The following is a 12,351-nucleotide window of genomic DNA, read 5'->3' as shown; positions in this document are numbered from 1 at the left end:
CGAGGCCGGCGCACCCTTTGACGCGCGGCATGGTACAGGAGTGAAGCAGCTTGAACGGACAGGAAAACGGGCGCGCAACCGAGCGGGCGGACGGCCAGCCCAACGCCCTCGACAGCGACGAACAACCCGGCGTAGTGCAACTCGAAGTGCGCCGCCATCGCGGCGCGGCGGTTGAAACCGCCACCGATCACGTCGGCCAGGAGTGGCCGGTCGCGCTCGTGTTCAACGGCATCTCGCACGCGGTGATGATGTGCACGCCGCGCGATCTCGAAGCGTTCGCGGTCGGCTTCTCGATTTCGGAGGGGATCGTCGAGCGCGGCAGCGACATTCAGGACATCGAGGTCGAACTGCATGAGCACGGCGAGCTGCCGCATGCCGAGGTGCAATTGCAGGTCGTGCAGCAGGCGTTCGCCGGTTTGAAGGAAAAGCGCCGCGCGCTCGCCGGGCGCACCGGCTGCGGCGTGTGCGGCATCGAAAGCATCGATCTGCTGGATCTGAAACCGCAGCGTGTACTCGACACTGGCTTCTTGCAGCGGCTCGCGCCCGATGCGATCGCACGCGCCGCGCGCGCGCTGCCCGAACACCAGGCGCTCACTCGTTTGACGGGCGGCCTCCACGCGGCCGCGTGGTGTGATGCGCAAGGCGCGATCCACTATGCGTTCGAGGACGTCGGCCGCCACAACGCGCTCGACAAGCTGATCGGCCAGCTCGTGCTCGACCGCGCCGATACGCGCGACGGTTTCGTGTTTCTGTCGAGCCGCGCGAGCTACGAGCTGGTGCGCAAGGCCGCGCGCGTCGACGTGCCGATGGTCGCGACGATCTCGGCGCCGTCGTCGCTCGCGATTGCGATCGCGCGTGAGGCGGGCGTGCGGCTCGTGAGCTTCTGCCGCGAAGGCAGCTACGTCGATTACGACACGTGGCAGCAGCAAGTTTGAGCGATTGACGCGGCGCAGCGACGATTCACGGCTAACCCACCCGAAGCCCGCCTGCGTCGCACACCCCTCAGTCGAACCGCCGGAAATCCGGCTTGCGCTTCTCGAAGAACGCCTTGAACGCCTCGCGCGCTTCGGGCGCAAGCAGCATCTTGCCGAAGTGCACGGCTTCCTCGGTCATCTGGGTCTGCAGTTCCTGCTGGCTCGCGCGCTTCATCAGGCTCTTCGTCACGCGCAACGACGACGCCGGCAGCGCCGCCAGCTTCGCGGCCTGCGACGCCGCGAACGCGTCGACTTCGCCCGCCGGCAGCACGCGATTCACGAAGCCCATGCGGTGCGCTTCGGCCGCGTCGAACGCCTCGCCGAGCAGCAGTTTTTCCGCCGCCGCCTGATAGCCGGCCACGCGCTGCAGCAACAGGCTCGACGCTGCTTCCGGGCACAGCCCGAGCTGCGTGAACGGCAGCGAAAAGCTCGCGGTGTCGGCCGCGTAGACCAGATCGCAATGCAGCAGCAGCGTCGTGCCGACGCCGACTGCCGGCCCCGCGACCGCCGCCACCACCGGTTTTTCCGCCGAACATAGCGCGCGCAGGAACTGGAACACCGGCGGGGTTTCGCCAACCGGCGGCGACTTCATGAAGTCCTCGAGATCGTTGCCCGCGCTGAACATGCCCGCGCTGCCGCGAATCAGGATCGCGCGCACCGACGCGTCGCCCTGCGCTTCTACGAGCGCGTCGGCCATCGTCTGGTACATCGCGGCCGTGAACGCGTTTTTCCTGCCGGGCCGGTTGAAGCTGATGGTCAGCACCGCGTCGGCGCGCTCGACCAGAATATCCGTCGTCATCCCGTTCATCTCCTTGTGCTTCTGCTGAATGTAAAAACGGTTCGCAAGCCGCGCGGCCTGCGAACCGTTGCGCGGTCCTTGGTGGATCACAGAAGGATCCCCCGTTCGATCAGCGGCTCACAGACGCTCGATGATGCCCGCCGCGCCCATGCCGGTACCGACGCACATCGTCACCATGCCGTACTTGTAGTTGCGGCGGCGCAGGCCGTGCACCACGGTCGCCGCACGAATCGCGCCGGTCGCGCCGAGCGGATGGCCCAGTGCGATCGCGCCGCCGAGCGGGTTGATCTTCGATGTATCGAGGCCGAGGTCCTGGATCACCGCGAGCGACTGCGCGGCGAACGCCTCGTTCAGCTCGATCCAGTCGAGGTCGTCCTGCTTCAGGCCCGCGGCTTTCAGCGCGGCCGGAATCGCTTCCTTCGGGCCGATGCCCATGATTTCCGGCGGCACGCCGCGCACCGCGAAGCTGACGAAGCGCGCGAGCGGCGTCAGGTTGAACTGCTTGAGGATCTTTTCCGATACGACGATCAACGCACCCGCGCCGTCCGACGTCTGCGAGCTGTTGCCGGCCGTGACCGAGCCTTTGTTCGCAAACACCGCGCGCAGCTTCGCGAGGCCTTGCATCGACGTGTCCGCGCGCGGACCTTCGTCGAGCGACACCTCGCGCGTTTTCACGTTGATCTCGCCGGTCGCGAGATCGGGCACGCGATCGACGATCGTGTACGCGGCGATTTCGTCGTTGAATTCGCCGGCTTGCTGCGCGGCCATCGCGCGGCGGTGCGATTCGACCGAGAACGCGTCCTGCGCTTCGCGGCTGATCTTCCAGCGCTCGGCGACTTTCTCCGCGGTCAGGCCCATGCCGTACGCGATGCCGACGTCTTCGTTGCGATCGAAGATATGCGGCGACAGCGACGGCTTATTGCCCATCATCGGCACCATGCTCATCGATTCGCAGCCGCCCGCGATCATCGCATCCGCCTCGCCGACGCGAATGCGGTCCGCGGCCATCGCGAGCGCGGTCAGACCCGACGCGCAGAAGCGGTTCACCGTGACGCCGCCGACCGTGTTCGGCAGACCTGCCAGTAGCGCGCCGATCCGTGCGACGTTCAGGCCCTGCTCCGCTTCCGGAATAGCGCAACCGACGATCGCGTCTTCGATCACGCCGGTGTCGAGGCCGGGCACCTGAGCGACGGCCGACCTGATCGCGTGAACCAGCAGCTCATCCGGACGTGTGTTCCTGAACATGCCGCGCGGCGCCTTGCCGATCGGCGTACGGCTCGCGGCGACGATGTATGCGTCTTGCAATTGCTTTGCCATTTGGGAATCTCCTTTGTCGACCAGAGTTGGCGCTTTAGCTGTCGATCCGGAGTTGGCGCTTTAGCGCTTACTCCGGTCCCATGCAAAGCTCTTACTCTGGTCCCATGCACATTGTGCGGTCGCCGCTTAGTTGCGCACCGGCTTGCCGGTCTGCAGCATGCCCATGATCCGTTCCTGCGTCTTCTGCGTGCCGAGCAGCTCGACGAACGCGCGACGCTCGAGTTGCAGCAGCCATTCTTCGTCGACGAGGCTGCCCGCTTCGACGTCGCCGCCGCACACCGCTTCCGCGATGCGGCTCGCGATCAGGAAATCGTGCTCGCTGATGAAGCGGCCGTCGCGCATGTTGACGAGCGACGCCTTGATCGTCGAAATCGCCGAGCGGCCCGCGACCGGCACCTGGGTCTCGCGCAGCGGCGCACGGTAGCCCGCCGCGGCGAGCGCGCGCGCTTCCTTCTTCGCGACGTCGAGCAGTTCGAACACATTGAAGACGATCGTGTCGGAAGGCTTCAGGTAGCCCATCGCGCGGGCGTCGAGCGCGGAGGCCGACACCTTCGCCATCGCCGCGTTCTCGAACGACTTCTGCAGGAACTTCAGCAGATCGTTCGTCGCACCAACCTGGCTTGCCGCTTCGGCCGCGCGCAGCGCCGCTTCCTTCATGCCGCCGCCCGCCGGCACGAGACCCACGCCGACTTCGACGAGACCCAGATAGCTCTCGATGTGCGCGACGCGCTTCGCGCTGTGCAGTGCGAGTTCGCAGCCGCCGCCGAGCGCGATGCCCGAGATCGCCGAGATCACCGGCACGTTCGCATACTTGACGCGCAGCATGCCCTGCTGGAAATTCTTCACGAACGGCTCGATGCCCTTCGCGCCGCCCATCATGAACGCGGGCATCGCTTCTTCGAGGTTGGCGCCCGCCGAGAACGGACCGCCCGGCGTGCCGAGCTTCAGCGATGTGGGCTGCCACACGACGAGGCCCTTGTAGTCCTTCTCGGCCAGTTCGATCGCCTGCGTGAGCCCTTCGATCACCGCCGGTCCGATCGTGTTCATCTTGCTCTTGAACGACACGATCAGCACGTCGTCCTCGCCCGCGCGATCGTCGACCCATGCGCGCACCGCATCGGTCTCGAACAGCGTCTTGCCGTAAGTCTTCGGATCGACGCCGGTTTCGCCGACGAGCGGCGCGCGGAACACCTGCTTGCGGTACACGTCGAGCGACGAGCGCGGCACGAAGGTCTGCGTGGCCGGTGACCACGAGCCTTCGGCCGTGTGCACGCCGCCCTTCTCGTCAACCGCGCCTTCGAGCACCCACGACGGCAGCGGCACGTTGGCGAGCGCCTTGCCCGCGGCGATGTCTTCCTGCACCCATTCGGCGACCTGCTTCCAGCCGGCCGTCTGCCAGCCTTCGAACGGGCCTTCGTTCCAGCCGAAGCCCCAGCGGATCGCGAGGTCGACGTCGCGCGCATTGTCGGCGATCGATTCCAGATGCACGGCGATGTAGTGATAGACGTCACGGAAGATCGACCACAGGAACTGCGCCTGCGGGTGCTGCGTTTCACGCAGCAGCTTCAGACGCTCGGCGGCCGGACGCTTCAGAATGCGGCCGACGAGTTCGTCCGCCTTCCCGCCGCCGTCGATATATGCACCCGTGTTCGGATCGAGCACCTTGATCGCCTTGCCTTCCTTCCTGTAGAAGCCGCCGCCGGTCTTCTGACCGAGCGCGCCCTTCTTCACCAGTTCGGCGAGCACGGCCGGTGTTTCGTAGACCGGCAGAAACGGATCGTCCGGCAGCGTGTCCTGCATCGTCTTGATCACGTGCGCCATCGTGTCGAGACCGACCACGTCGGCGGTGCGGAACGTCGCCGACTTCGCGCGGCCGAGGCGCGCGCCGGTCAGGTCGTCCACTTCGTCGAAACGCAGGCCGAACTTCGCGGCTTCGGCAATAACCGCAAGGATCGAGAACACGCCGACGCGGTTCGCAATGAAGTTCGGCGTATCTTTCGCGCGCACGACGCCCTTGCCGACCACGCTGGTCAGGAAGGTTTCGAGCTGATCGAGAATTTCCGGACGCGTCGTCGCGGTCGGGATCAGTTCGACCAGATGCATGTAGCGCGGCGGATTGAAGAAGTGCACGCCGCAGAAGCGCGCCTTCAGTTCGTCCGCGAAACCTTCGGACAGTGCGGTGATCGACAGCCCCGACGTGTTGGTCGCGAAAATCGCGTTCGGGCCGATGTGCGGCGCGACCTTCTTGTACAGGTCGTGCTTCCAGTCCATGCGTTCGGCGATTGCTTCGATCACGACGTCGCACTCGGCGAGCTTGTCGATGTCGTCGTCGTAGTTCGCGGGCTGGATGTATTGCGCGTCGTCCTTCACGCCGAACGGCGCCGGCGACAGCTTCTTCAGATTTTCGATCGCCTTCAGCGCGATCCCGTTCTTCGGGCCTTCCCTGGCGGGCAGGTCGAACAGCAGCACGGGCACCTTGGCGTTGATCAGGTGCGCGGCGATCTGCGCGCCCATCACGCCGGCGCCGAGCACGGCTACCTTGCGAATGATCAGATTGCTCACGTCGTTTCTCCGGAGAGTTGTGCGATGGCGCGAAGCGTCAGCCATGCTTCGCGCGATGTGTGTGGTCGGGAGCGAGGCACCTTGGGTTCAGTACGCGCAGGCGCCTCGCTCGATGTGCGAGCGTCAGAACAACGCTTCTTCGACGTCCATCATCGGCTTCGAACCTGCGCGCGCCTGGCGGATCGTCATCGCCGTTTCGGGTAGAAGCTTCGCGAAGTAGAAGCGCGCGGTCGCGAGCTTCGCCCTGTAGAACGGATCGCCCGATGCCTCCTTGTCCAGCGCGATGCGCGCCATGCGCGCCCAGAAATACGAGAACACCAGATGGCCGACCGTGCGCAGGTACGGCACGGCCGCGGCGCCGACTTCGTCGGGGTTCTGCATCGCCTTCATGCCGATTTCCATCGTCAGCTTCTGCACCTTTTCGCCGATCTCGGCGAGCGGGTTCACGAACTCCTGCATTTCCGGCTTGATGCCTTCCGCTTCGACGAACCCGGCGACGAGCTTGCCGAACTTCTTCATCTTCGCGCCCATGTCGCCGAGCACCTTGCGGCCGAGCAGATCGAGCGACTGGATGCCGTTGGTGCCTTCGTAGATCATGTTGATGCGCGCGTCACGCACGTACTGCTCCATGCCCCATTCGGCGATGAAGCCGTGGCCGCCGTAGATCTGCATCGCGTGATTGGTGCCTTCGAACGCGTTGTCCGACAGGAACGCCTTCAGGATCGGCGTGAGCAGCGCGACCAGGTCGGCGGCTTCCTTGCGCTCGGCTTCGTCGGCGTGCGACAACTCCTTGTCGATCTGCAGCGCCGACCAGTACGAGAACGCGCGGCCGGCTTCGGCGTAGGCCTTCTGCGTGAGCAGCATGCGGCGCACGTCCGGATGCACGATGATCGGATCGGCGGCCTTTTCCGGCGCCTTCGGGCCGGTCAGCGAACGCATCTGCAGCCGCTCCTTCGCGTACGTGAGCGAGTTCTGATATGCGACTTCGGTGAGACCGAGGCTCTGCATGCCGACGCCGAGACGCGCGGCGTTCATCATGACGAACATCGCGTTCAGGCCCTTGTTCGGCTCGCCGACCATCCAGCCCTTCGCGTTGTCGAGATTGATCACGCAGGTCGCGTTGCCGTGAATGCCCATCTTGTGCTCGATCGAACCGCACTTGACGCCGTTGCGCTCACCGGGCTCGCCCGCTTCGTTCGGCACGAACTTCGGCACGATGAACAGCGAAATGCCCTTGGTGCCCTTCGGCGCATCCGGCAGACGCGCGAGCACGAGGTGAACGATGTTCTCCGCCATGTCATGCTCGCCGCTCGAAATGAAAATCTTCGTGCCGCTGATCGAGTACGAGCCGTCGCCATTCGGTTCGGCCTTCGTGCGCAGAATGCCGAGGTCGGTGCCGCAATGCGGCTCGGTCAGACACATCGTGCCGGTCCAGACGCCTGCGACGAGCTTCGGCAGATAGCGCTGCTGCAGTTCCGGCGTGCCGTGCGCGTGCAGGCATTCGTACGCGCCGTGCGACAGGCCCGGATACATCGTCCACGCCTGATTCGCCGAGTTCAGCATTTCATAGAGCGCGTTGTTGACGAACGCGGGCAGTCCCTGGCCGCCGAATTCCGGGTCGCAACCGAGCGCCGGCCAGCCGGCTTCGACGTATTGCCGGTAGGCTTCCTTGAAGCCCTTCGGCGTGGTCACGACGCCGTCGCCGGCATACGTACAGCCTTCCTGGTCGCCGCTGAGGTTGAGCGGGAACAGCACTTCGGAGCAGAACTTGCCGGCTTCCTCGAGCACCGCGTTGATCGTGTCGGCGTCGAGTTCGGCGTGCTTCGGCATTTGCCGAAGTTCGGCCTCGACGTTGAGCAGTTCGTGCAACACGAATTGCATGTCGCGCAGCGGCGCGGCGTACTGTCCCATGACTCTCTCTCCCTGGTTTGACAAAAAGCCAGGCCGTTGGCCGGGTCCGTGGTCGGACCTTCTGCGCCGCGCGTTTCCGGTAGATTCCGGCGACGCCGCTAACGGCTTTCGCTTTGATACGAATTAATCAGTTTTTCCAGTGCGGCCCACGTGAGACGCACCGCATCCGGCAGATGCAGAAAGCGCGCGTCGTGATGCAGGCCGAGCGTGACGCTATACAGTTCGAACAGCATCAGCTGCGGGTCGGTATCGGCGCGCAGATGCCCTTCTTCCATCGCTTGCGAGATCGCGCGCGTGAGCGCCGCACGCCACGTCGTCACGCTCGACACCAACTGCTCGCGCACCTGGCTATCCGCGCGGTCGTCGTATTCGACGGCGCCGCTGATGTAGATGCATCCGGTCGTGACTTCCTGAATGCGTTTCTCGATCCAGCGGGAAATCATCGCGCGCAAGCGCGGCAGACCACGCGGCTCGCGCAGGCTCGGGAAAAACACCTCGTCTTCGAAACGGCGGTGGTATTCGCGCACGACCTCGATCTGCAGATCCTCGCGCGACCCGAAATGCGCGAACACACCGCTCTTGCTCATCTGCATGCGCTCGGCCAGCAGACCAATCGTCAGACCTTCCAGTCCGTCTCGGCCTGCCAGATCGAGTGCTGCGTCGAGAATCGCGGCTCGGGTTTGTTCGCCTTTTCGCATAGCTGTTTTACCGTTCTAATGTGACCGAATTGAAAATCGAACGGCCGTACTATTATTGAGTGCTTGCCGTCCGCGAAACAAGGACTTTATTAGAAACCGGTTTCTAACCGGCTTCTAATTTTGCGGCTTTCGACCATCAGATCAATCAGATTTTTAGAGGCGTTTGCCTTGAATCGATGGGTGCCGATCGGCGCGCGCGTGTTCTCGCGCGTGTTCTATTTCTTTGCCCCGGTTCGCTGGCGCCGATTGATGGCCGACATGATGCGGCAAGCGCGGGCTCTCGTGCGAGCGGTATTAGTCGTAGCCGCCCACCGTCAGCAGCTTCATCGCGACGCGGTAGCTCGTGTACGCGATCCAGCTCAGCGCGCGCACGCGCGCCGGTCGCGATTCGTAGTGCGCTTCATCGATTGGGCGCGCGTCCGTGAACGCGTCGAGAATCGCGTCGCGCAGTTTGGGGATCGACGGATCGTTCACGAGCACGACGTTCGCTTCGTTGTTCAGCATCAGGCTGAGCGCATCGAGATTCGACGAACCGACCGTGCCCCAGTTCGAATCGACCACCGCGACCTTGCCGTGTAGCAGCGTCTTCTCGTATTCGGCGATCTGCACGCCTGCGCGCAACAGCGCGTGGTACAGGAACGGCACGGCGTAATCGAGCGCCTTGAACTCCTTGCGCCCGATGATCAGCTTCACGACCACGCCGCGCCGCGCCGCGAACACCAGCGCGCGACGCAGCTTGCGTCCCGGCATGAAGTACGGATTCGCGAGCAGGATTTCATGGCGCGCCTGGCCGATCGCGGCCAGATAAGCTTTTTCGATCGCGCGGCGGTTGATCAGGTTATCGCGCGCGACGAATGCGACGCACGGCTCGCCGCCGGCCCACAGTGCCTCGTTGCGGCGTCGCCGGCGTCTGCGCAGACTGCCAAGCGAGTTGGCGTCCTGCGACGACAGGTCGGGCTTCATCGAATCGAGCGGCCGATGGCCGACGCGAATCCGCCGCCACTGCACTTCGATCGCATCGCGCACGTCGGCGACCACCGGCCCGCGCAGTTCGACCGCGAAGTCCCAGCGCCGGTACGGCAGCTTCTCGCCGTTGTTCTCGTAATCGTCGACGATATTGATGCCGCCGCAATATGCGATCTGATCGTCGATCACCGCGAGCTTGCGGTGCGTGCGCGAAAAGCCGAAGCGGCCGAACAGATGCGGGTTGTAGATGCGATGCTCGATGCCGCCGGCCGGCCATTGCTCGAACATCGTCAGGCGCGCGGTGCCGACGCCATCGGTGATCACGCGCACTCTGACGCCGCGCGCGGCAGCGCGAAGCAGCGCCTCGCTGACCGCGTGGCCGGCTTCGTCGTCGCAGAAGATGTAGGTTTCGAGCGCGACGTTGTGCTCGGCCGCGTCGATGCGCTCGATCAGCGCATCGAAGAAATCGTCGCCGGAGCGCAGCAGCTCGACCTCGTTGTTACTGGTGAAGCGGTAGCGCTGCCAGTAACGACGGCCGAGCAACGTGTGCCGCAGACGCGCGAAACGGCCCGAGCCGCCTGCGCTCACTGGCCACGCTCCCCGGCCAGCGGGCCGGATTGCGGGTCGACCGGGCGTGCGGCGAGCCGCCGCGGCAACTGCAGGATCGCATCGGCATTCGACGACGAAAAGCAGCGCGATGCGGCCTCTTCATATGGCAGCCACATATACGCGGTGTGTTCGCGCGGCGCGAGCGTCACGTCGATGCACTCGGGGACCTGCAGGCTGAACCAGTGCTCGGTGTTGTAGAGCACGCCCGCTTCGTAGCGGTAACGAAATTCCGGGTAGATCTCGTAGTCGATCGAGTAGTGCCAGTCGAACAACCCGCTGCGCGGCACCAGTGCGCCGCCGATCATGATGCCGGTTTCCTCGCCGACTTCGCGCACCGCCGTGTCGGCGAGCGGTTCGTCGAGCCGGTCTTTCGAACCCGTCACCGACTGCCAGAACGCCGCATGATCGGCGCGCTCGAGCAGCAGCACGTCGAGCGCAGGCGTATGAATGATGACGAGGACGGACTGCGGAATTTTCGGCGGTTTCGGCATGGCTCAAACTGGGCGCGACGATACGCGCGGTACATGTCGGATGACGGTCGAAAGGGTCTGGAAAGCGGTGGCTTCACTGTAACGCAAAAAATGAAAAAGGCGCTGAGGTGGAGATCACCTCAGCGCCTTTTCGTTTCGCTCGTGTGGTTTTTTTGCGGCCGCCGCCCCGCCGGCCGGCACACGCAAGACCGCTTGCCGGCCGCGCGCAGCGGCCGCGGCTTTATGCCTTCGGTTCCGGCGTACGCAGACGGATGTGCAGTTCGCGCAGCTGACGCTCGTCGACTTCGCTCGGCGCCTGCGTGAGCAGATCCTGCGCGCGTTGCGTCTTCGGGAACGCGATCACGTCGCGGATCGAGTCGGCGCCGGCCATCATCGTGACGATGCGGTCCAGACCGAACGCGATACCGCCGTGCGGGGGCGCGCCGTATTGCAGCGCGTCGAGCAGGAAGCCGAACTTCGCCTGCGCTTCTTCCGCGTTGATCTTCAGCGCGCGGAACACCTTGCTCTGCACTTCCTCACGGTAGATACGCACCGAGCCGCCGCCGATTTCCCAGCCGTTCAGCACCATGTCGTAGGCCTTCGCGAGGCAGCGCGCGGGGTCCGTTTCGAGGTACTCGAGGTGCTCGTCCTTGGGGCTCGTGAACGGGTGATGCGCGGCGACGTAGCGGTTGTCTTCCTCGTCGTATTCGAACATCGGAAAGTCGACGACCCACAGCGGCTTCCAGCCGGACTCGGCCAGGCCGTTGGCCTTGCCGAATTCCGAATGACCGATCTTCAGACGCAGCGCGCCGAGGCTGTCGTTGACGACCTTTGCGCGATCCGCCGCGAAGAAGATGATGTCGCCGTCTTGTGCGCCGGTGCGCTCGATGATCGCCTTCAGCGCTTCGTCGTGCAGGTTCTTCACGATCGGGCTTTGCAGACCGTCACGGCCCTTCGCCGCTTCATTGACCTTGATCCACGCGAGACCCTTCGCCCCGTAGATGCGCACGAATTCCGTGTAGCTGTCGATGTCGCCACGCGACAGCTCGCCGCCCTTCGGCACGCGCAGCGCTGCGACGCGACCGTCCTTCGTGTTGGCCGGGGTGCTGAACACCTTGAAGTCGACGTCGCGCATCGCATCGGTCAACTCGGTGAACTCGAGCTTCACGCGCAGGTCCGGCTTGTCCGAACCGAAGCGGCGCATCGCTTCCGCGTATTCCATGACCGGGAATTTCTGGTCGAGCTCGACGCCGATCGTCGTCTTGAACACGTGACGGATCATCGCCTCGAACAGATCGCGGATTTCCTGTTCCGAAAGGAACGAGGTCTCGCAGTCGATCTGCGTGAATTCCGGCTGACGGTCGGCGCGCAGGTCTTCGTCGCGGAAGCACTTGGTGATCTGGTAGTAACGGTCGAAGTTCGCGACCATCAGCAGCTGCTTGAACAGCTGCGGCGACTGCGGCAGCGCGAAGAACTGGCCCGGGTTCGTACGCGACGGCACGAGGTAGTCGCGCGCGCCTTCCGGCGTGCTCTTCGTGAGCATCGGCGTTTCGATGTCGATGAAGCCCTGCTCGTCGAGGTACTTGCGCACTTCGATCGCGACGCGGTAGCGCAGACGCAGGTTGTGCTGCATCTGCGGACGGCGCAGGTCGAGCACGCGATGCGTGAGGCGCGTGGTTTCCGACAGGTTGTCATCGTCGAGCTGGAACGGCGGCGTGACCGACGCGTTCAGCACGATCAGCTCGTGGCACAGCACTTCGATCTTGCCGCTCTTCAGCGAGGCATTGGTCGTGCCTTCCGGACGGCCGCGCACGATGCCCTTGACCTGCACGCAGAACTCGTTGCGCACGCCTTCGGCGACCTTGAACATGTCAGCGCGATCCGGATCGCAGACGACCTGAACGAGCCCTTCGCGATCGCGCAGGTCGATGAAGATGACGCCGCCATGGTCGCGGCGGCGGCTTACCCAGCCGCACAGCGAGACGGATTGGCCCAGCAGTTCTTCGGTCACCAGACCGCAGTATTCAGATCTCATCGACATGATG

Annotated in this window: 9 protein-coding genes; 1 reads left to right on the top strand and 8 read right to left on the bottom strand. The window is 64.5% G+C overall.

Features of this window, described 5'->3' with window-relative positions; all coding sequences use genetic code 11:
* Window positions 1–50: 50 nt before the first annotated feature.
* Window positions 51–935, top strand: coding sequence for a formate dehydrogenase accessory sulfurtransferase FdhD (gene fdhD, locus OKW41_RS42750; RefSeq protein ID WP_429453214.1), 885 nt, complete (start codon window positions 51–53; stop codon window positions 933–935).
* Between the two features lie 67 nt (window positions 936–1,002).
* Here the strand turns inward: fdhD and OKW41_RS42745 are convergent, their stop codons facing one another.
* The 8 genes from OKW41_RS42745 to aspS form a co-directional block, all read right to left on the bottom strand.
* Window positions 1,003–1,773: an enoyl-CoA hydratase gene (locus OKW41_RS42745; RefSeq protein WP_187618976.1), complete on the bottom strand. Its 771-nt coding sequence runs from the start codon at window positions 1,771–1,773 to the stop codon at window positions 1,003–1,005.
* Window positions 1,774–1,890: 117 nt separating this feature from the next.
* Entirely contained in the window at window positions 1,891–3,090 is a 1,200-nt protein-coding gene (locus OKW41_RS42740) for an acetyl-CoA C-acyltransferase (RefSeq protein ID WP_429576148.1), read from the bottom strand.
* Window positions 3,091–3,216: 126 nt separating this feature from the next.
* Window positions 3,217–5,652: a 3-hydroxyacyl-CoA dehydrogenase/enoyl-CoA hydratase family protein gene (locus OKW41_RS42735; RefSeq protein ID WP_429576147.1), complete on the bottom strand. Its 2,436-nt coding sequence runs from the start codon at window positions 5,650–5,652 to the stop codon at window positions 3,217–3,219.
* 123 nt (window positions 5,653–5,775) lie between these two features.
* Window positions 5,776–7,563 (bottom strand): acyl-CoA dehydrogenase C-terminal domain-containing protein, encoded by a 1,788-nt coding sequence (locus OKW41_RS42730; RefSeq protein ID WP_429576146.1) that lies wholly within the window; start codon window positions 7,561–7,563, stop codon window positions 5,776–5,778.
* Window positions 7,564–7,661: 98 nt separating this feature from the next.
* Window positions 7,662–8,261, bottom strand: coding sequence for a TetR/AcrR family transcriptional regulator (locus tag OKW41_RS42725; protein ID WP_184027146.1), 600 nt, complete (start codon window positions 8,259–8,261; stop codon window positions 7,662–7,664).
* A 294-nt stretch (window positions 8,262–8,555) separates the two neighbouring features.
* Window positions 8,556–9,815 (bottom strand): cardiolipin synthase ClsB, encoded by a 1,260-nt coding sequence (clsB, locus tag OKW41_RS42720; protein ID WP_429576145.1) that lies wholly within the window; start codon window positions 9,813–9,815, stop codon window positions 8,556–8,558.
* The gene (gene nudB / locus OKW41_RS42715) at window positions 9,812–10,327 is read right to left on the bottom strand and encodes a dihydroneopterin triphosphate diphosphatase (RefSeq protein ID WP_090803007.1); all 516 of its coding nucleotides are present in this window, start codon (window positions 10,325–10,327) and stop codon (window positions 9,812–9,814) included. The genes clsB and nudB overlap by 4 nt, the downstream gene beginning before the upstream one ends.
* 220 nt (window positions 10,328–10,547) lie before the next feature.
* Window positions 10,548–12,347, bottom strand: coding sequence for an aspartate--tRNA ligase (gene aspS / locus OKW41_RS42710; RefSeq protein WP_429453226.1), 1,800 nt, complete (start codon window positions 12,345–12,347; stop codon window positions 10,548–10,550).
* Between the last annotated feature and the right edge of the window lie 4 nt (window positions 12,348–12,351).

The organism is Paraburkholderia sp. UCT70, assembly GCF_050434085.1.
In the GTDB taxonomy this organism is placed as follows: Bacteria; Pseudomonadota; Gammaproteobacteria; order Burkholderiales; family Burkholderiaceae; genus Paraburkholderia; species Paraburkholderia tuberum.
This window is presented reverse-complemented; position numbering and strand designations above follow the sequence as displayed.